Annotated in this window: 22 protein-coding genes, 2 tRNA genes and 1 other RNA gene; 11 read left to right on the top strand and 14 right to left on the bottom strand. The window is 29.5% G+C overall.

Annotated features, from left to right (window positions below; genetic code table 11):
• Nucleotides 1–117: 117 nt before the first annotated feature.
• The 6 genes from AC5SLT_RS05235 to AC5SLT_RS05210 all read left to right on the top strand — a co-directional run bounded on the left by AC5SLT_RS05235 (nucleotide 118) and on the right by AC5SLT_RS05210 (nucleotide 7,404).
• A complete protein-coding gene (locus tag AC5SLT_RS05235; protein WP_271479995.1) occupies nucleotides 118–579 on the top strand; it encodes a GatB/YqeY domain-containing protein in 462 nt (153 codons plus the stop codon).
• Entirely contained in the window at nucleotides 579–2,354 is a 1,776-nt protein-coding gene (dnaG, locus tag AC5SLT_RS05230) for a DNA primase (protein ID WP_494591549.1), read from the top strand. The genes AC5SLT_RS05235 and dnaG overlap by 1 nt, the downstream gene beginning before the upstream one ends.
• A 66-nt stretch (nucleotides 2,355–2,420) precedes the next feature.
• A complete protein-coding gene (rpoD, locus tag AC5SLT_RS05225; protein WP_006997871.1) occupies nucleotides 2,421–4,244 on the top strand; it encodes an RNA polymerase sigma factor RpoD in 1,824 nt (607 codons plus the stop codon).
• Between the two features lie 305 nt (nucleotides 4,245–4,549).
• Complete coding sequence (locus tag AC5SLT_RS05220; protein WP_494591547.1) at nucleotides 4,550–5,569, top strand: O-antigen ligase family protein; 1,020 nt, start codon at nucleotides 4,550–4,552, stop codon at nucleotides 5,567–5,569.
• A gap of 25 nt (nucleotides 5,570–5,594) precedes the next feature.
• A tRNA-Val gene (locus AC5SLT_RS05215) sits at nucleotides 5,595–5,669 on the top strand.
• A 244-nt stretch (nucleotides 5,670–5,913) separates the two neighbouring features.
• Nucleotides 5,914–7,404, top strand: a complete 1,491-nt coding sequence (locus tag AC5SLT_RS05210; RefSeq protein WP_494591545.1) for a S1C family serine protease — start codon at nucleotides 5,914–5,916, stop codon at nucleotides 7,402–7,404.
• Here the strand turns inward: AC5SLT_RS05210 and AC5SLT_RS05205 are convergent.
• The 10 genes from AC5SLT_RS05205 to AC5SLT_RS05160 form a co-directional block, all read right to left on the bottom strand.
• Nucleotides 7,401–9,245, bottom strand: a complete 1,845-nt coding sequence (locus tag AC5SLT_RS05205; protein WP_494591543.1) for a caspase family protein — start codon at nucleotides 9,243–9,245, stop codon at nucleotides 7,401–7,403. The two genes, AC5SLT_RS05210 and AC5SLT_RS05205, sit on opposite strands and share 4 nt — an antisense overlap.
• 18 nt (nucleotides 9,246–9,263) lie before the next feature.
• A complete protein-coding gene (locus tag AC5SLT_RS05200) occupies nucleotides 9,264–10,019 on the bottom strand; it encodes an anti-sigma factor (RefSeq protein ID WP_494591541.1) in 756 nt (251 codons plus the stop codon).
• Entirely contained in the window at nucleotides 10,019–10,405 is a 387-nt protein-coding gene (locus AC5SLT_RS05195; RefSeq protein WP_494591539.1) for an RNA polymerase sigma factor, read from the bottom strand. Before AC5SLT_RS05195 ends, AC5SLT_RS05200 begins: the two co-directional genes overlap by 1 nt.
• Before the next feature lie 169 nt (nucleotides 10,406–10,574).
• The gene (locus AC5SLT_RS05190; RefSeq protein ID WP_494591537.1) at nucleotides 10,575–10,757 is read right to left on the bottom strand and encodes a hypothetical protein; all 183 of its coding nucleotides are present in this window, start codon (nucleotides 10,755–10,757) and stop codon (nucleotides 10,575–10,577) included.
• Between the two features lie 2 nt (nucleotides 10,758–10,759).
• On the bottom strand, nucleotides 10,760–10,990 hold the full coding sequence (locus tag AC5SLT_RS05185) for a hypothetical protein (protein ID WP_494591535.1): 231 nt from the start codon (nucleotides 10,988–10,990) through the stop codon (nucleotides 10,760–10,762).
• Complete coding sequence (locus tag AC5SLT_RS05180) at nucleotides 10,990–11,130, bottom strand: hypothetical protein (RefSeq protein ID WP_494591534.1); 141 nt, start codon at nucleotides 11,128–11,130, stop codon at nucleotides 10,990–10,992. Before AC5SLT_RS05180 ends, AC5SLT_RS05185 begins: the two co-directional genes overlap by 1 nt.
• A 4-nt stretch (nucleotides 11,131–11,134) precedes the next feature.
• Nucleotides 11,135–11,377: a hypothetical protein gene (locus tag AC5SLT_RS05175; RefSeq protein ID WP_494591531.1), complete on the bottom strand. Its 243-nt coding sequence runs from the start codon at nucleotides 11,375–11,377 to the stop codon at nucleotides 11,135–11,137.
• 92 nt (nucleotides 11,378–11,469) lie between these two features.
• Entirely contained in the window at nucleotides 11,470–11,610 is a 141-nt protein-coding gene (locus AC5SLT_RS05170) for a hypothetical protein (RefSeq protein ID WP_494591529.1), read from the bottom strand.
• A 120-nt stretch (nucleotides 11,611–11,730) separates the two neighbouring features.
• Nucleotides 11,731–11,904, bottom strand: coding sequence for a hypothetical protein (locus tag AC5SLT_RS05165; RefSeq protein ID WP_494591527.1), 174 nt, complete (start codon nucleotides 11,902–11,904; stop codon nucleotides 11,731–11,733).
• A gap of 97 nt (nucleotides 11,905–12,001) precedes the next feature.
• Nucleotides 12,002–12,163, bottom strand: coding sequence for a hypothetical protein (locus AC5SLT_RS05160; RefSeq protein ID WP_494591525.1), 162 nt, complete (start codon nucleotides 12,161–12,163; stop codon nucleotides 12,002–12,004).
• A 98-nt stretch (nucleotides 12,164–12,261) separates the two neighbouring features.
• On the opposite strand from AC5SLT_RS05160, the gene AC5SLT_RS05155 reads away from it, so the two are divergent.
• Nucleotides 12,262–14,022 (top strand): caspase family protein, encoded by a 1,761-nt coding sequence (locus AC5SLT_RS05155; RefSeq protein ID WP_494591523.1) that lies wholly within the window; start codon nucleotides 12,262–12,264, stop codon nucleotides 14,020–14,022.
• Nucleotides 14,023–14,069: 47 nt separating this feature from the next.
• Here the strand turns inward: AC5SLT_RS05155 and AC5SLT_RS05150 are convergent, their stop codons facing one another.
• Together AC5SLT_RS05150 and AC5SLT_RS05145 are read right to left on the bottom strand one after the other, a co-directional pair.
• Nucleotides 14,070–14,246, bottom strand: a complete 177-nt coding sequence (locus AC5SLT_RS05150; RefSeq protein WP_494591520.1) for a hypothetical protein — start codon at nucleotides 14,244–14,246, stop codon at nucleotides 14,070–14,072.
• 126 nt (nucleotides 14,247–14,372) lie between these two features.
• Nucleotides 14,373–14,573 (bottom strand): hypothetical protein, encoded by a 201-nt coding sequence (locus AC5SLT_RS05145; RefSeq protein WP_494591518.1) that lies wholly within the window; start codon nucleotides 14,571–14,573, stop codon nucleotides 14,373–14,375.
• A gap of 196 nt (nucleotides 14,574–14,769) precedes the next feature.
• Here AC5SLT_RS05145 and AC5SLT_RS05140 point away from each other — a divergent pair.
• Nucleotides 14,770–14,846 (top strand) — tRNA-Ile (locus AC5SLT_RS05140).
• 20 nt (nucleotides 14,847–14,866) lie between these two features.
• Here the strand turns inward: AC5SLT_RS05140 and AC5SLT_RS05135 are convergent.
• Together AC5SLT_RS05135 and AC5SLT_RS05130 are read right to left on the bottom strand one after the other, a co-directional pair.
• Nucleotides 14,867–15,460: a Tgt2/MlaC family protein gene (locus tag AC5SLT_RS05135; RefSeq protein WP_494591516.1), complete on the bottom strand. Its 594-nt coding sequence runs from the start codon at nucleotides 15,458–15,460 to the stop codon at nucleotides 14,867–14,869.
• A gap of 13 nt (nucleotides 15,461–15,473) precedes the next feature.
• A complete protein-coding gene (locus tag AC5SLT_RS05130; RefSeq protein ID WP_494591515.1) occupies nucleotides 15,474–16,259 on the bottom strand; it encodes an MlaA family lipoprotein in 786 nt (261 codons plus the stop codon).
• A 69-nt stretch (nucleotides 16,260–16,328) separates the two neighbouring features.
• Between AC5SLT_RS05130 and AC5SLT_RS05125 the strand changes: the two genes are divergently transcribed.
• The 3 genes from AC5SLT_RS05125 to mraZ all read left to right on the top strand — a co-directional run bounded on the left by AC5SLT_RS05125 (nucleotide 16,329) and on the right by mraZ (nucleotide 18,192).
• Entirely contained in the window at nucleotides 16,329–17,072 is a 744-nt protein-coding gene (locus AC5SLT_RS05125) for an N-acetylmuramoyl-L-alanine amidase (protein ID WP_494591513.1), read from the top strand.
• 42 nt (nucleotides 17,073–17,114) lie between these two features.
• Nucleotides 17,115–17,469: RNase P RNA component class A (gene rnpB / locus AC5SLT_RS05120), an RNA gene on the top strand.
• Nucleotides 17,470–17,724: 255 nt separating this feature from the next.
• Nucleotides 17,725–18,192, top strand: coding sequence for a division/cell wall cluster transcriptional repressor MraZ (gene mraZ / locus AC5SLT_RS05115; RefSeq protein WP_494591511.1), 468 nt, complete (start codon nucleotides 17,725–17,727; stop codon nucleotides 18,190–18,192).
• The last annotated feature ends 1 nt before the right edge of the window (nucleotide 18,193 follow it).

The raw sequence follows: 18,193 nt of genomic DNA, 5'->3' as shown, positions 1-18,193 counted from the left end.
GAGTTAAAGGTTAATACAATAAAACCCTAATTATCGCAACAGAGATGTATTATAAAATTATAAAAAAACAATTTTTCTTTTGAAGAATTTTCACTTTGCAGTAGATTAAAAAATATTATGACATTGAAAGAAAAAATAGAAACTAACTATAAAAATTCTCTAAAATCAAAAAATAAGGTTGAAATCTCAACCTACAGGTTAATTTTATCTGGAATAAAAGATCTTGATATTGTCAATCGATCTGGAGCCAACATAAAAGAAACAGACGATGATGATATAAAAAAACTTTTAAAGAAAATGATTAAGCAAAGAGCCGAATCAATAGAGATCTATAAAAAGAATGAAAGAATGGATTTGTTAGAAGTTGAGCAAAATGAATTTGATCTTTTATCTAGTTTTTTACCACAACAGTTAAGTGATGAAGAAACTAAAAAAATATGTGCAGATACAATAAGTAAATTGGGTGCCGCATCAATTAAAGACATGGGTAAAGTAATGGGTGAATTAAAAAAGTCATACCCTGACAATCTAGATTTTGCTAAAGCTGGACCTTTGCTAAAAGAACTATTAAATAAATAATGAAATACCCAAAAGAGTATTTGGATGAAATTAAAACTCGTTTAAAGGTTTCGATAGTTGTATCAAAGTCTGTCAGTCTAAAAAAAAGAGGCAAAGAATTTGTAGGTTTATCACCCTTTAAAACTGAAAAAACGCCTTCATTTACAGTTAATGATGAAAAAGAATTTTATCATTGTTTTGCAACATCGGAACATGGAAATATTTTTGATTTTGTAATGAAAACTCAAAATTTGAAATTTGGAGAAGCGGTAAAATCATTAGCAAATCTTGCAGGTATGAGACCTTACACATTTTCAAAGCAAGATGAAGAACGTGAAAAAAATTGGCAAGAATATTGCTCAATCTACAATCAATATGTTCAATTTTATCATGATGAAATTTTAAAAAATGAAAGTTTAACTATTGCAAGAGATTATTTAAAAAAAAGAAACCTTAGTAAAGAAGAGGTTAAAAATTTTAAAATAGGTTTTATTGAAAGAAACTCAAATTTTTATGAAAAATTAAAAGATGAATTTAGTGAAAAAGTTTTGGTTGAAAGTGGTCTTTTTTATTTAGATGAAAAAAAGAATACATACGTTGAAAGATTTCGAGATAGAATAATATTTCCAATTAATAATATTTCAGGCCAACCTATTGGATTAGGAGGAAGAACCATCCAGGAAAATAGTTATTCAGCAAAATATATTAATTCTCCCGAAACACCTTTTTTTAAAAAGGGTTCTAATTTATATAATTTAGACTTAGCTAGAAGATTATCTAATAAAATAGATCATGTATATTTAGTTGAGGGATATATGGATGTAGTTGGTTTAAGTAAAAATGGAATTGAAAATGTTGTGGCAAATCTTGGAACTTCTTTAACGGATCGTCAAATTTTAATGCTTAACCAATTCTTTGAAGATATTATTATTTGTTTTGATGGTGATGAAAGTGGATACAAAGCAGCTCTTAGAGCAGCAGAAAATTCAATTAAAGAATTACAACCAGAAAAACAAATCTCGTTTCTTTTTTTACCAGATGGAGAAGACCCTGATAGTTATGCAAATAAAAATGGTAAAGCAAATTTTATTGATTTTACAAAACAGGCAAAAATTTCAATTCATCAGTTTATATTTAACCATTATAAACAACAAACAGATAATAATCCTTCATCAATGGCTATTTTTGAAAAAAAATTAAGAGCTATTGCTGCAACTATTAAAGATGATTTCATAAAAAAATACGTACTAGAGTTTTTCTTGGAGAAAATTTCATCTTTAACCCCACATAGCAATATTGAAAAAAAACAATTTTATACAAAAAAAGTTAAATCATTACAGTCTACTCAAAAACACTTTAACGAAAGTAAATTATTGAGTGGCGTTGAGCTTAAAGAATTTTCATTGCTTTATTTAATAATAAATAATTTAGATTTATTTCAAGAAAATATTCACATGATTGAAAATATAAATCTATTTAGCGAAGAAAATAAATTAATCCTTGAAACTTTGATAAACAAACTAAAGAGTGGAGAAAAACTTACCTTAGATCAAATTCCAATTGACCCTCAATTAACGGAAAAAATCTTTAAATTTGCCTCAATAAAACATATTCTAAATAATCACCAAAATGATCAGAATAAAATGTTTGAATTATTAGACGAAGTATCTAGAGACCTCAAAAACTACGATTTAGAGTTTAGGATTGAAGAGCTCGAGTCGAAGTTCTCTAAAGATTTAAGTGAAAGCACTTTCAACGAAATAAGAGAGCTAAAAAAACAAAAAAACATCAATTAAATCCTTCAAAAAATACGTGGATTTTTCTCAAATTGGGCTTATATAAGTCTTCTCAAATATACTATTGTGGAAAGAATAATTACAAAATCATTTGCTAGACTTATGGGTCGTGGAACCCATAGAGGATTTATAACTTTTGATGAGCTAAATAAATCATTAGGTAAAAGAAATCTTTCAGACGAAAATTTAGAACAAGCCTTCATGCACATTCTTGATGAGAGTGTAGCATTGGTTGAAAAAAAATCTGACTTTAAAGTTTTAAGAAAAAAAGAAAATTCATCTAAAGAAGAAGGCAAGACAATTGAAAAAAGTGATGACCCTATAAGAATGTATTTAAGAGAGATGGGTGGAGTAGAGCTCTTGTCTCGTGAAGGTGAAATTGCAATCGCAAAAAGAATAGAAGCTGGGAAAGATGTAATGCTGATCGCATTAGCACAAAGCCCAATTACTGCACAACAATTTGTAGAATGGGATGAAAAACTTCAAAGTGATGAAATATTAGTTAGAGAAATTATCGACATTGATACTAACTACATGGAAGACGAAAATACAGGTCCAAGTGCTAAACAAAGAAATTCTGGGGAAACTGATAAAAATGAAGAGAATAATGGAGACGATGATGAGTTTAATCCAACGCTTGCAGCAATGGAAACTGAAATCAAACCAAAAGTTTTAAAAACTGTTAATACTTTAACAAAAGAATATGCAAAATTAATCAAGTATCAAAAAGAAAAACTTGATTGTATTTTAAATGCAGTAAGTTTCTCAGCTGCTAAAGAAAAAGGACATGATAAAATTGTAAGTGATATTTTAGAAAATATTAAATCATTACAATTGTCACCCTCTGTATTAGAGGAATTGGTTCAAAAACACTATGTGGAAAATAAAAAAATTGTTTCACTAGAAGGAAATCTTTTAAGACTAGCAATGGATCAAAAAATTCCAAGAAATGAATTCATTAAGTTTTATATTGGCAATGAAATTAACCCAAATCTTAAAAAGTTCTTGGATACTAACCCCATGTGGAAACAGTTTTTTTCAAAAAATAAAGATGAATTTAAGAATATTAGAGAAAGATTAATTGAGATTAGTCATAAACTTGGAATTTCAGTAACTGATTATAAAAAAATAGTTAGTAGAGTTCAAAAAGGTGAAAAAGAATCTAGAATTGCAAAAAAAGAAATGGTTGAAGCAAACTTAAGATTGGTAATTTCAATTGCAAAAAAATATACAAATAGAGGACTTCAGTTTCTAGATCTTATTCAAGAAGGAAATATTGGTCTTATGAAAGCTGTAGATAAATTTGAATACAGAAGGGGTTATAAATTTTCAACATATGCTACTTGGTGGATTAGACAAGCAATCACCAGATCTATTGCTGACCAAGCGCGAACGATTAGAATTCCAGTTCATATGATTGAAACTATTAATAAAATTGTAAGAACCCAAAGATTAATTTTAAGTGAGTTTGGTAGAGAGGCTACACCTGAAGAACTAGCACAAAAATTAAGAATGCCTTTAGATAAAGTTAGAAAAGTTTTAAAAATATCAAAAGAACCAGTATCTCTTGAAAAACCAGTTGGAGATGAAGAAGATAGTAGTTTGGGTGATTTTATCGAAGATACAAAAGCATTAGCACCTTTAGAACAAGCTATTAAATCTAATCTAAGTGAAGCTACGACTAAGATTTTATCAACTTTAACACCAAGAGAAGAAAGAGTTCTTAGAATGAGATTTGGTGTTGGAATGAATACAGACCATACTCTTGAAGAAGTGGGTCTTCAGTTTTCTGTAACTAGAGAGCGAATTCGACAGATAGAGGCTAAAGCTCTAAGAAAATTAAAACACCCAAGCAGATCCAAGCAGTTAAAAAGCTTTTTAGAAAGTTAAACGAACTTATTTAATTTGATCAGTCAGATCTTATTTGTTTTTAATATTTAATAGAGTATTAGATTAATTAAATGAATAATAAAATTCTTAATTTTTATTTCCTTTTTTTATTTTCTTTTATACCTGCGTCTATAATTATTGGACCAGCGATTTCTTTGTTTAATATTCTGTTAATTGATTTTTCGTTTATTTTCTTAATATTTTATAAAAAAGACTTTAAATTTTTATCTAATAAAACTGTAAAACTCATAATATTTCTTTGTTTATATTTAGTTTTTAATTCCATTATTGCAAAAGATTTTTCAATGAGCGTACTTAGAAATTTTGGATTTATAAGATTTGGGATACTTTTTTTGGCATTTAATTATTTTTTTTATAATAATAAGAATTTTGTTATTATTGTTTTAGCTACATGGTTATTAACTTTATCTTTATTATCCTTGGATACATATAAGGAGAGTATATACGGAACAAATATTCTTGGTTATGGAGAAGCTCATGGAGCAAGGATAGTAAGTTTTTTTAAAGATGAACCAATTGTAGGTGGTTATATTCATGGATTTTACTTAATGATTATTGGATACTTATTTTTTTTAGATAAGAATATATCTAATAAGTATAAATATATTATCTTTGTTTTTTCTATTTTTTTTCTTATTGCAATAATACTAACAGGTGAAAGATCAAATGCAATTAAAGCTATCTTTGGTTTTTTTCTATTCTATTTTATTAATGATTATTTCAAATTTAAAGAAAAAATGTTCTCAATTTTACTACTAATTTTAATGATTGGTTTTTTTTTAAATAATTCTGATTTTTTAAAATTGAGGTATGGGGGTCAATTTTTTAAACCAATAGCTTCATTTTTTCAGACTAACAATGAATTAAATAAAGGAGATGAATTTAAAGACAATATTTATATCAGTCTCTACCAATCTGGATTTGAAGTTTTTAAAAAATACCCAATTTTTGGAGCAGGAAATAAAAATTATAGATTAGAGACATGCTCAAATGAAAAAAACCCTAAATATTTGTGTAATTCTCACCCTCATCAACTGTATTTTGAGTTTTTAGCAGAGCATGGAATATTTGGAACGATGATTTTATTTTTTATTTTATTCAGCCTAATTTTTAGTAAAATTAAGCTTATTTTTATCTCTAAAAATTACTTACAATTGGGAAGTTTAATATTTTTACTAACCTTGTTTATTCCATTTTTACCCAGTGGTGCGTTTTTTGCAGATTATAATTTAACTATTTTTTGGATTAATTTATCTATTATGTACGCAGTCGGAGAAAAAACTAATGTATATAGATCTAATTAAATATAAATTAATGAATTATGCTAAAGGGACTGTAGCTCAATAGTAGAGTACTGCATTGACATTGCAGGGGTAGTTGGAGCGTAACCAACCAGTCCCACCATTTTCATTATCTTTTACCTATGCTAGACATCGGTTACATTATAATATAATTAAAGCTTAATTTTTAGGGCCTGTAGCTCAGTTGGTTAGAGCAGTACACTCATAATTTCTCTTTTTACTTTAAACCAATTCACTCAACGAATAAGCTACCATTAACACGATTTTTTGCCAAGCAATTTAAGAATTTAATTTACCAATCACTTACCAATCATTTACCAATAGATCGAAAGATAGTAGGGTAATTAATGGTAAAAAAAAGAAAATCCCAACCAGCAAATTTTTTTCAGAAATTTTGGAATGGTGATATTTCACTTCCAAAATCTTACTGGTTAGTTGGAGTTGTCTTTGGAATGATTGTTGGTTTTGTAATTGGAATTATTGTTATTTCTTTAGGCATGTCAGAAATAGCAATAAACTTATTTTTAATCCCTTGGGTTATATTTAGTACAGTCGGTATTTGGCGTTCTTCTGATAAATATAAAGGATCAAAATTTTGGGCCGTTCTAACTAAAGTCGTATTAGTAATTGGTATTATCAGTTTTGTTGGTCAGATAATTACAGGAGCGAATGCTGATGAAAAAAAATTGAAACTAAGGGGTAGTAGCAATAATTTAGAATTAAAGTCAGTACAAATTAATATAAGTCCAGATTTATTAAAAATTGATAAAGCTTTAGAACTAAAATCTAAATATAAAGTCGCTAAAGAATTTGCAATTAAAACTGATGAAAGTTTAAAGAAAAAAAAGAAAATTAAGTTTAGAGGTTCAGCTAAAAATATTTATAAAGATTATGCTAACAGTGTTGTATTTCTTTATAATGCAACTGAAGGTAAAGAAAGTCTTGGAGCTGGTTTTTTAGTTCACGAGTCTGGCGTCATACTAACTAATTGGCATGTTACAAAGGGAACTAAGGAGATTTTTGTTTGGCCACTACCAAAAGATGGAGCTGTTGAAACAGAAGTTTTATTCAAAGACATCGACCCTTATTTTGGATCAGTATTGGCTGAGAACAAAGGTCAGGATTTAGCTTTAGTTAAAGTGAGTGGTCTAACAGCAGGTACAAAAGTAGTTGAACTCGGATCTAACGAGAGTGTTAGTATCGGTGATACAGTTTATGCAATCGGACATCCAAATGGATTACCTTGGAGTTTTACTCTTGGGACAGTTAGTCAAATTAGAAAGAATAAAAAGTGGGTTTATGAGGATAAATCTGAACATCAGGCAACAGTTATTCAAACTCAAACACCAATTAGCCCAGGTAATTCTGGAGGACCTTTATTTAGTGAGTCTGGAAAAATAGTTGGCATTAATACTTGGGGTGCTGATGGTCAAAACTTAAACTTTGCAGTTGCGGTTGATCACGCAAAAGAATTTATTAAAGCAAATCCAAATATAACAAAAGTTAATACTATTGATGCAGTTATTAAAAAAGATTACCCAAAGGCTAAAACACAAGATTATAATAAAAATGGTGTTGTAGATACTTGGTATGTTGATGACAATAAAAATGGAAAAATTGATTTAGGATTCATTGATGATGATGAAAATGGATTTGTTGAAGGCACATTAATTGATAAAGACGAAGATGGTGTTTGGGAGATATTAGTGCTCGACAATGATGAAAATGGAAAATCTGACCTAGCTTTTTTGGATGAAGATGCTGATGGTAAATTTGATGTTAAAGCTCATGATTATAATGAAGACGGTGAGTGGGACAAATTTGAAGAGCTTTCTTAAGATTTAGGGTAAAATAAAAATTCTCCACCATCATGACCAGTTCCATAAATTCCTGACATATTTGGGGTTTGGGAGGCATTATCAATTACATATTTTCTTACACTTCTAAATAAATCTGATGCACCTATTACTTGGTCATTATTTTTTAGTGTTCTAATTAATTTGTCAGCAAAAAAAGAGTTTTGACCACCATTACTATCAACTACTGGAGTGTTACCACCAGAAGTAATCGCCAATCTAGTTTTTAGTGCTTTAAATCTCTCAATTTCATTTTTATTAATCTTGATGTTTTTTGGAATCTTATTATCTCCCCTTAAAACAGATCCTGCAAAACAACTATCCACTATTAGCAAAATATGTTGTGCTTTAGATCTTCGTATCCAATTTTTTATATTATCATTTCCTAGCCATTTTGCATCTTGTTCAAGACCAGCATCAATAGGTAACCAATAACCTCTATCCTCTTCTTTTTCCAACTCACCATGTCCTGCATAATATATAAGAAGGTTATCTGTCTCATTTCTATTTTTAGTAAATTTAATAACAGCATTTGCAGTTTCATCATAATTTGCATTAAGTAATAAAGTCGTATCAAACCCATAACTTTTATCTAAAACTTCTGCCATTCCTCTAGCATCATTTTCTGCTGCATCTAATTTTTCTAGATTTTGATAATTATTATTTCCAATAATTAATGCAAAATATTTTTCATTAGTAGTAAACTCAGGCATAGTAGTTACACCCTCTAGTTTTCTACCATCTTGGAATAAGCCAATATATTTTTCACCTGATGCATATGTTAGGTTTCCATATCCATTTTCCCAATCCTGCTGCCACTTCCCTTTGTAAACATCACCATTAGAAAATTTCATTGTGCCATCACCATGACGCTTTCCATTTAACCATTTTCCTTTGTAAACCCCGCCATCTTCATATGTCTTTGTGCCACTACCAGTTATCTTTCCGTAAACAAAATTGCCATCATAAGTTTCACCATTTTTCCAAGTATATTTCCCCTTGCCGTGTACCGAGGTATCTTCAAAATTTCCTTTATAACTATCTCCATTTTTATATTTTATATCTCCTAATCCATTCTCATAAGCATCTTCCCAGTTTCCATTATATGTTATGAATGTTTCAGAATTATCCTTAGAGCAATCCATTACACCTTGACCTTGTTCCCAATTATAGGAAATTTCACCCTCATAAAAACAACCACCATGATAATAAATTTTGCCCTTACCTGATCTATAGCCTTCAAAAAAGTCACCTTCAGCCTTAGTTAGATCAACATCTGTGCCTTCAGGAAAAAATTGTTTGCCTTTGCCATGATATAAGTCGTTTTTCCATTCGCCTTCATATCTTATACCATTTTCTTTTATTTCTATTGCGTATCCATTAACTTTATGTTCTTTAAAATCACCTATGATTTCATCTCCATACTCAGAGAGGTATTTCACTTTGCCATGTGCTAAATCATTTTTGAAATCACCTTCAAAAATAGTGCCATTTTTTAAAAAATATCTACCTTTGCCATTAGCATTATTATTTTTATAATCACCTATGTAAACGCCACCCCAAACTTCTGTATACATGCCTACGCCATCTAACATTCCATTTTTCCATTGACCTTTATAGGTACCTCTAGGAAATGAGTACTCAGCAAAGCAATCATTCCAGTTTTTATAATTGGAGTCTTCACATGGTTTTGAGCTATTTTTAATTTTTTCTATTTTAGCATTTGCTTCAGATAATCTTTTTTCATAAAGTTCATCATTGGCATTAACAACTGAGATTTGAAAAATTAATAATACAAATAATAAAGAAATCTTTTTAAACATCTCTTTATTTAACACTATTTACTTAGATAAGTTAATAGATGTAATTTCATAATTATTGTTTATTTTACATATATCTAGAGAAACATTAGATCCTTGATCATTACTGGATAGTTTTAAAGGTTCATTAAATGCAACTTTTTTACAATTATTTCCATTAGCATCAAAGTTTTCAACTAATATGAACTTAACTTTTTTACCATCATTATCTTCTAAAGATGATTCAAACTCATCATTTATTTCTAAACTATCTAATTTAGAATTAATATCTTTAATGAATTGGTCTGCATTAAAATATCTATAAAGATTGGTTACTCTTGTAGATAAATCTTCATCAGCACTTGGCATACCTCTAAATTTAAGATCTTTAGGTGCCTCAACTTTTTGAGTTAAAGCTGTTACTTGATTTGATTTACCAACATCTTTTCCTGAGATAAAATTATCGACATAAATTCCACCCACAAAGAACATTACAAATGCTGCAGCCATCCCAGCTGGCTGTATATTAAACAATCCAAAGAAATTTAAAGAATTAGACCCTCTAACTATTGGCTTTTTCCAGGTCTTAAGTATATCCGCTTTATCTTGTAAGTTTTTAGGCAATGGTTGAGATTTTATTTCATTACCAAGTTTAAATAGTAAGTCCCCAGTTTCTTTAAAAGTATTATATAATTCTTTTAGTTTTGGATCAGCTTCAATTGCTTTTTTAACCTCTTCATGATCTTCGACGGGTAAAGTGCCATCGGCATATTGCATTATTTTTGTTTCATCAATCATTAAGCAACCAGTCCTTTTAATTCTTTTCGACAATTTGATAATCTACTTAAAACTGTTCCTAAGCTTTTAACTTCAGTTATTTCTTGCATTTCCTGCATACTCATGCCCTCTGAAGCTAGCATTAAAATTTCTTGGCATTTTTCACCCATAGTTTTAATAGCTGAAAGAACTTTGTTACATTCGTTACTTAGACTGATTTGATCTGAAATATCAGCCTGTTTCTCGTCAACTACCTGTAAATCGTTTCCCTCGTCATCAGTCATAGAAGAAAACTTTTGATTTTTTCTAATTCCATCAATAAAGAGACCTTTCATTTTTAATACTACTATTGCTTTAATGTTTGGATGATCCATATATTTTTCTTTATTAGAAATTAAATATTCCATAGCACCATTCACTAATTCGTAAGGGTCGCTTTTCCCCCTCACTATCCCTAGCGCTATCACCACTAAACTCTTGATAAAATTCTCGTCCAGTTTCTCTGTCATATCTATAATCTCTAACTAAATCTAATGTATCTAGCTTAATGTAATTATAATTCTTATTCAAATTCATTTATATCCTTACAAATTTAGGTGCATTTCCACACCTGTATGTGGGGTTATTTAAGTTATTAATAATTTGAATTTTTACTTCATTACTACAAGTAAGATAAATTTCATCAGCTTTTGCACGACTAGCTACTACAATTATTTTAATAAAAATAAGGATAGTAATTAGCATAATTTTTGAGCTCATATTTAGTATATTCCTTTACTTTTATAAAAATCATTCATTTTTTTGTTGCACTGAGAATCTTGAGCAAATTTTAAAATACTTTTTTGTCCATGTTCATTAAATCCATCAGAGTTATAACCAAATCCATAATCTTTATCTTTGTAATGACAAAAATAATCTGCATTTGCGCGACTAGCTACTCCAATCACTTTCAGGGTAATTAGAATAGCTATAATTATAAATTGAGGCTTCATTAAAAGTTTCCACCTTTAATTATTTTGTTAGTGTAAAAATTATAACCAGTTAACTCACTAGAAATTATGTTCCATTCGCTAGCTTGAGAAGTATTGGTTAAAACTGAAACTATCCCAATAATTAAAAATATTTTTTTCATTTAATTATTTAGAGTTAGAGTTAAGTAATGCACTTCCAATTAAACCAAAAACGATTGGTGAAAATCTTGATGCTGAACCTAAAAATGGAGTTAAATTAACACCTGCAAAAGATGCTACAAAATCAATAGCTGCAAAGCCAATCATTAAACCACCTATAATTTGTGTAACTGATGTTTTTTCTTCTTCTCTTATTACCATTGCTTTTTTCATTGTGTTTCCTTTGTTAAGTTGTTTGTTTGTGTTCATGTTTAATTAACGTTTGAAGTCAGATTTTATTCAAAAAAAAAGATAAAAAAAAAGCCCCTGAAAAGGGGCTTTTAGATAATATTTTTTTGGATTTAGTAATTATAAGTACTTTTCCATTGAGTAGCACCACCCATATAATTCGTATCAGAATAAGGAGTATGTGACCAAGATCCAGCATTTGCACTTGTTGCTAAAACTGAAAGTATTCCTATTACCATTGCTATTTTTTTCATTTTGTTTCCTTTGTTAAGTTGTTTGTTAGTGTTCATGTTTAATTAACGTTTGAGGTAAGATTTTATTCAAAAAAAAAGCCCCTGAGAGAGAAGGGGCTTTAATATTGAATTTTATTTAGATTATTTTTTTACACATCCACCGTTGTTGTTACACCAAAAAAGGCCACCAGGGCCATTAGACCATCCTGCTTGTGAAGGAGTAGTTAATGCAGTGCTCATTGATAATATTACTAATAAACTTAAAATTATTTTTCTCATTTTGTTTCCTTTGTTAAGTTGTTTGTTTGTGTTCATGTTTAATTAACGTTTGAAGTCAGATTTTATTCAAAAATAAATGAAATATTTTTAAGTCTAAAAAGGGCAGTAAAAACTACCCTTTTTAGGTGATTATTTATTTCTCATAATCCCATTTGCCAGTAAATGGATTGTACTCAAGATTAGAGTCTGATCGTTCATGAGACCAATCTCCATCAAAAGGATTGTACTTCAAGCTAGAATCTCTTGGAGCACTTTCCCACTGACCAGTAAAAGGATTATATTTGATATCTGCCATAGTTATATTAGGCAGGAGAACAAATAATGCGATTATGATAGTTTTTGCTTTCATAATACCTCCTGAAATATTAACGTTTTAATGCTAGAATTATTCAGATGAAAAAGAGTGGATTTGCAAAAGGTGTTATATGGACATTATCAATAGGCATAGTTCTTGTGGTAATTTTAGCTACAATAGGAGTGGTCGCTTACAAAGGCTATACGAATGCAGCTTTAGAGGCTAGTTATTCAAGAGGCAATACCGAAACAACAATCAAAATTGAAAAAAAAGATAAAAATACTAAAGCTTCTATAGAAGAAGGTGACCAAACTAAAATCATAGCAAGTTATAAGAATATAGATTTTCCAGATAAGAAATATACAGGACAAGTCAATAAAGATGGACAGCCTCATGGTCAAGGATCATTTGTTTCTACAAAAGAAGGAATAAATAAAGGTGATAGATATGAGGGTAATTTTGTAAATGGTCTGAAACATGGAAAGGGTATTTATACTTGGAGTAATGGGGAAAAATTCGATGGACAGTTTGAAAATAACTTAAGAGTTGAAGGCACATACTATTATAAAGAAGGTGCAATTTTTAAGGGTACGTATCAAAATGATGAAATCTTTTATGGAGAATTAAAATATCCAAGTGGAAAGATATACAAAGGACATTTTAAAAATGCTTTGTTTAGTGGTGAAGGTAAATTTTCTTGGGATAATGGAGATATATTTGAGGGTAAATTTGAAAATAATTTAAGAATTGAAGGAACTTACACTCATCTAAATGGTGACAAGTTTATTGGCAAATATAAAAATGGTGAAATTTATTATGGAACTTATTATTTAAAATCGCTGGGTAGCACACATACGGGATATTATAAAAATGGAAAAAGACATGGGCAAGGTATTTATACATGGAGAAATGGAGATATATATGATGGACAGTGGGAAAATGAAGATCAAAACGGCCAAGGAACTTTCACTTCTAAAAATGGTACAATTTATACTGGTCAATTTAAAGATGGAAAAAGAGATGGGTTAGGAAAATTAATTTTAGCAAATGGAAAAATATTTGAAGGAAAATTTTTAGATGGTGAATTTATTGATGATCAAAAAGTAGTTCAAAAATTGAAATCAAAAAAAACTATTAAAACTGATGAAAAATATTATGCTTTAGTTATTGGGAATAATAACTATGAACATTTAGAAAAATTAGATGCAGCAGAAAATGATGCTGTCGTTATTGCTGATGTATTAACTAATAAATATGGCTTTGAAGTAGATTTACTTCTTAATGCTGATTATGACACTACTGTTAACTCACTATTTAAAATTACAAATAAATTAAAAAAAGATGATAATCTCTTAATTTATTATGCAGGCCACGGTGAACTTGATAAAGCTGAAAATAGAGGTTACTGGCTGCCAGTTGATGCAAGTTATGAACTAAGATCTAAGTGGATTAGCAATCAAAGAATTGTTGATAGAATTAAAGCAACAAAAGCAAAACACGTATTATTAATTGCTGATAGTTGTTTTTCAGGAACCTTGATGAGATCAAGCGTAACTCCTGAAAGTAATGAAGCGTTAGATGAAAAAAATATTGATAGATTAAAGAGTAAAAAGACTAGACTTGTCATTACTTCAGGTGGTAACGAGCCTGTTGTTGATAGTGATGGTGGTGATCATTCATTATTTGCACTTAAGTTAATAGATACACTAAAGAATAACAATACTGTTATTAATTCACAGATGTTATTTGAAAATATTAGAAGATACGTGATCTCAAATGCAGACCAAACTCCTGAAAGAGCTCTAGTTCATAAAACAGGGCATGATGGAGGAGATTTTTTATTTTTCCCTAAAAAATAAAAAGCCCCTCAGGAGAAAAAGGGGCTTTTTTATTAAGTAGAAGTTTATTAACAACCACTAAAATTATTTGAACAAAATCCATCAGGACTTGTTCTGTAGTGTGAATCTACATAAGTACCGTTACTTTTGAAGTATCCATCAACTAATACTAAAGCATTAGCTGCACTATTTAAGTTTAAGCCTATTACTGAAATTAGACCAATCATCATTATTACTTTTTTCATTGTGTTTCCTTTGTTAAGTTGTTTGTTTGTGTTCATGTTTAATTAACGTTTGAAGTCAGATTTTATTCAAAAAAAAAGATAAAAAAAAAGCCCCTGAAAAGGGGCTTTTAATTTTTCTTGTATCTTTTAGAATAATCCTGGAAGACCGTGAGATCTAAGAATGTCACCAGTGCTTGGAATAAAAGTGCTTGTATAACCACCATTATAAGTTGGAGTGTGTGACCAAGATCCAGCATTTGCACTTGTTGCTAAAACTGAAAGTATTCCTATTACCATTGCTATTTTCTTCATTTTGTTTCCTTTTGTTAGTTGTTTGTTTGTGTTCATATTTAACTAACGTTCGAAGTCAGATTTTATTCAAAAATAATTTATAAACTCTAATAAAAGGAGAAATTCTCTTACCAATAGATTTACCAATAAATCTCAAAACATACGGTACACAAAAGCAACATTAAAAGAACAAATGTTCTTTTCTTGACTTGAATGAGAATAAAAAACAAAGTAAAAGCTTGTTAATTGAGTAGGGCCTGTAGCTCAGTTGGTTAGAGCAGTACACTCATAATGTATTGGTCCCAGGTTCGAGTCCTGGCGGGCCCACCAAAAATTATTTTTATAGATGATTATTTAATAAACTCTTTTAAAGTAGAAAAAAGAGCGTTGATATCCCCATCATTACTTTGAATGATAGAAGAAAATTCTTCCTTTTGAGTTCTTGCTAGACTTAAGCCCTCAATAATTAAATCTCTGATTAAAGGATTTTCTGGATTTTTTGTATAAATTCTCCAATCAATTTTAACCTCAGGCCTTTGTTCTGTTCCAACTAAAATACTAGATACCATTGTATAATTTTCATTTAATTTCTCTTTAGACACGACCTCAATCTCTGGATTTGAGTATTCAGCCAGTCGACTAGAAAAACTTTTTAGAAAATATTGTTCAAAAAGCATCTCATATTGATTTATTTCATTGTCACTTATATTTTTTCTATAAGCTCCTAAAGTATAATAACCTATACCATTGATATCAACTGTTTCACTTGCAATTTGTTTTAGCTTTTCTATTTTTTCTTCTTTTGAATATTTGTTATTTAAGGCATCAGAAGCTCTATTCACAGTTGATTGAACAAATACATCTGGTTCAATTGAATATGATTGATTAATACCAATAAAGTTAATTATGACGAAGGTAAATATTAAAAACTTTTTTAATCTCATTAAGTTTTATGAATTATTGAGCTTCTATTTCTTCCCAATCACTATCGTTTTGGGTTTCAGTTATTGCATTAGAGTTAGCTATTTTTTGTTGTCTATCTTGCAAATATAAGCTTCTAACTGAAGCATAAAAGTCTATTGAATTTTTTTCCAAGTTTTCAAACGAGTCTATATTTTTTGCTCTAAAATCTATCCCAGAACTTGCTCTTGATGCATAATAATCAAAGTCAGAAAAATGCTGAGTATCATTAGCTACAGTTACGTTATACCAAGCATCTCCACCTAATAAATTTACAAATGATCCAGCTGTGTCTCTAACAGTGGATGGTCCCAAAACAGGTAAAACAAGATAACATCCTGGACCAACACCCATTACACCAAGTGTTTGGCCATAATCTTCTTTTTCATACTCTGGAAAACCAATTTTTTCAGCGACATCAAATATTCCAACAACTCCAACTGTTGTATTAACAATAAATCTACCTGTGTTAACTCCAGCTTTTTTAAATTCTCCTTGAAGAATATTATTAGGTATTGTTACAAGTGTGGAGAGATTGTCTAGTGCATTACCTGTCCCAGCTCTAACTGGAGAGGGTAAAATTCTATAAGCTTTTGCAACAGGTTCAAAAATAACACCATCTAACACTTGGTTAAATTTAAATGTTGCTCTATTTACACTTTCAAAACAGTCTTTAACTTCACCAGAATTTTTTTTAGATAAGTTGTTTTCACCGTCTGTATCAGCACTCACATTTGTTGCTAACATTAAACTTATTAGTGAAGTTATTAAAATTTTTTTCATTATCCTATGATTATATAATGTATATAATATCAATGTAAATCTAGATTTAGCTCTAAATATGACGCAAAAATGGCTTTAAAAACAATATTAAACTATTCCCCAAATTTTAATCCTAAAAAAAGAACTTCTAAGCAAATCAAATTTATTATCTTTCATTATACGGGTATGAAAAGCGAATCTGATGCTTTGAAAAGATTAACAGAAATACAATCTGAGGTTAGCTGTCATTATTTAATCAAAAATAATGGAAAAATTGTAAAAATAGTACCTGATTTATATATTGCATGGCATGCAGGAAAATCTTCTTGGAAAAATTATAAGTCTTTAAATCAAAATTCTATTGGTATTGAAATTACAAACCCAGGACATGAGTACGGTTATAAAAATTTTACACAAAAACAAATTACTACTCTTGTAAAGTTAAGTAAGTTTTTAATAAAAAAATATAAAATTAATCCTAAGAATATTTTGGGACACTCAGACATAGCGGTACTTAGAAAAAAAGATCCAGGTGAAAAGTTCCCATGGGAATATTTGGCTAAAAATAAAATAGGGATATGGCACACATTAAATAAGCAAGATTTACTAAAGAATAGAAAGCTAAAAATAAGCAAGGTAGAAGAGAATATTTTTTTTAGAAACCTGTTTAAGATTGGATATTCAAAAACATTTCCAAAAAATATTGGTAGGAATAAATATTTAAGAGAATTAATAAAATCTTTTCAAAGAAGATTTAGACAAGAGTTGGTTGATGGAAAAATTGATCAAGAATCCTTATTAATCAATAAAAGCCTCATCAAAGCATACAATTAAATTTTTCTTGAAGTTCTATAATTAAGTAATAAATTACATTTGCTAGATGAACGACTTATCGCTTTAATTTATTAAAGAGGAAAGTCCGGGCTCCGCAAAGACACAGTGCCAGATAATACCTGGCGGGGGAAACCCTAGGGATAGTGCCACAGAAAATATACCGCCATAACATGGCAAGGGTGAAAAGGTGTGGTAAGAGCGCACCGGTTCTATTGGTAACAATGAACGCTGGAAAACCCCACTGGGAGCAAGACTAAGTAGAGATGACATTGTTGCAAAACTAAAAGCCGTCTTTGGCTAGTCATCAGGGTTAGTTGCATGAGCTTAAGAGTGATCTTAAGCCTAGAGAAATGATAGGTTTAAATGACAGAACCCGGCTTATAGTTTGTCTAGCAAACTTATCCACAGTTCAATTTTAATTAACTTTAGATGTTCACCTTTTGATTCATAATTGAATCATTTCTGTTCTTATTTTTAGTCTTAGAATTGTATTGAGTTAAAACTAAAAATTGATTTTTGAATTTATGTAGATACATAAAAGTTATCTACAATCATTGCTAAATAAGCCTAAAATGAACATATTGACTCTATCTTTAAAAACCCATATTGTCCCATATATTCCCAAATATGGAATTTATGAAATATAAAAAATATGTTTTTATCTACTTACGAGAACAAAATAGACAAAAAGGGAAGGGTATCTGTGCCTGCTAGTTTTAGATCTCACCTTTCTAACTTAGGATACAATGGTGTTATCTGTTATCCCTCATTTAATAATCTGTCTATAGAAGCTTGCTCACAAGATAGAATTGAAAAACTTTCTGCAAGTATAGATTCATTAAGTCCATTTGAAGAAAAAAGAGATTATTTTGCAACATCAATTTTATCTGAGAGTATGAATTTACAATTTGATAGTGAAGGTAGAATTTCATTATCAACAAAATTATTAAAACATGCAAAAATAAAAAATAGCATGTTGTTTGTTGGTCAAGGTCAAACATTCCAAATATGGGAACCAGCAGCATTTGAAAAATTTAAGATCAACGCAAGAAAAAAAGCAAATCTAAATCGTGCAAGTCTTAAATGGGAAAAACATTTTAATAACAATGAGGGGAAATAAA

It is taken from the genome of Candidatus Pelagibacter sp. PS_11, from assembly GCF_059417975.1.
This window is presented reverse-complemented; position numbering and strand designations above follow the sequence as displayed.

What these genes read in the sequence shown, in the direction of transcription:
- AC5SLT_RS05220 (WP_494591547.1), top strand. Translation starts at nt 4,550, where the DNA reads ATGAGCGTACTTAGAAATTTTGGATTTATAAGATTTGGGATACTTTTT.
- AC5SLT_RS05170 (WP_494591529.1), bottom strand. Translation starts at nt 11,610, where the DNA reads ATGAAAAAAATAGCAATGGTAATAGGAATACTTTCAGTTTTAGCAACA.
- AC5SLT_RS05185 (WP_494591535.1), bottom strand. Translation starts at nt 10,990, where the DNA reads ATGAAGCCTCAATTTATAATTATAGCTATTCTAATTACCCTGAAAGTG.
- AC5SLT_RS05150 (WP_494591520.1), bottom strand. Translation starts at nt 14,246, where the DNA reads ATGAAAAAAGTAATAATGATGATTGGTCTAATTTCAGTAATAGGCTTA.
- AC5SLT_RS05165 (WP_494591527.1), bottom strand. Translation starts at nt 11,904, where the DNA reads ATGAACACAAACAAACAACTTAACAAAGGAAACAAAATGAGAAAAATA.
- AC5SLT_RS05145 (WP_494591518.1), bottom strand. Translation starts at nt 14,573, where the DNA reads ATGAACACAAACAAACAACTAACAAAAGGAAACAAAATGAAGAAAATA.
- AC5SLT_RS05135 (WP_494591516.1), bottom strand. Translation starts at nt 15,460, where the DNA reads ATGAGATTAAAAAAGTTTTTAATATTTACCTTCGTCATAATTAACTTT.
- AC5SLT_RS05210 (WP_494591545.1), top strand. Translation starts at nt 5,914, where the DNA reads ATGGTAAAAAAAAGAAAATCCCAACCAGCAAATTTTTTTCAGAAATTT.
- AC5SLT_RS05160 (WP_494591525.1), bottom strand. Translation starts at nt 12,163, where the DNA reads ATGGCAGATATCAAATATAATCCTTTTACTGGTCAGTGGGAAAGTGCT.
- AC5SLT_RS05195 (WP_494591539.1), bottom strand. Translation starts at nt 10,405, where the DNA reads ATGGAATATTTAATTTCTAATAAAGAAAAATATATGGATCATCCAAAC.
- AC5SLT_RS05155 (WP_494591523.1), top strand. Translation starts at nt 12,262, where the DNA reads ATGAAAAAGAGTGGATTTGCAAAAGGTGTTATATGGACATTATCAATA.
- mraZ (WP_494591511.1), top strand. Translation starts at nt 17,725, where the DNA reads ATGTTTTTATCTACTTACGAGAACAAAATAGACAAAAAGGGAAGGGTA.
- AC5SLT_RS05205 (WP_494591543.1), bottom strand. Translation starts at nt 9,245, where the DNA reads ATGTTTAAAAAGATTTCTTTATTATTTGTATTATTAATTTTTCAAATC.
- AC5SLT_RS05175 (WP_494591531.1), bottom strand. Translation starts at nt 11,377, where the DNA reads ATGAACACAAACAAACAACTTAACAAAGGAAACACAATGAAAAAAGCA.
- AC5SLT_RS05190 (WP_494591537.1), bottom strand. Translation starts at nt 10,757, where the DNA reads ATGAGCTCAAAAATTATGCTAATTACTATCCTTATTTTTATTAAAATA.
- AC5SLT_RS05125 (WP_494591513.1), top strand. Translation starts at nt 16,329, where the DNA reads ATGGCTTTAAAAACAATATTAAACTATTCCCCAAATTTTAATCCTAAA.
- AC5SLT_RS05180 (WP_494591534.1), bottom strand. Translation starts at nt 11,130, where the DNA reads ATGAAAAAAATATTTTTAATTATTGGGATAGTTTCAGTTTTAACCAAT.
- AC5SLT_RS05235 (WP_271479995.1), top strand. Translation starts at nt 118, where the DNA reads ATGACATTGAAAGAAAAAATAGAAACTAACTATAAAAATTCTCTAAAA.
- dnaG (WP_494591549.1), top strand. Translation starts at nt 579, where the DNA reads ATGAAATACCCAAAAGAGTATTTGGATGAAATTAAAACTCGTTTAAAG.
- AC5SLT_RS05130 (WP_494591515.1), bottom strand. Translation starts at nt 16,259, where the DNA reads ATGAAAAAAATTTTAATAACTTCACTAATAAGTTTAATGTTAGCAACA.
- AC5SLT_RS05200 (WP_494591541.1), bottom strand. Translation starts at nt 10,019, where the DNA reads ATGATTGATGAAACAAAAATAATGCAATATGCCGATGGCACTTTACCC.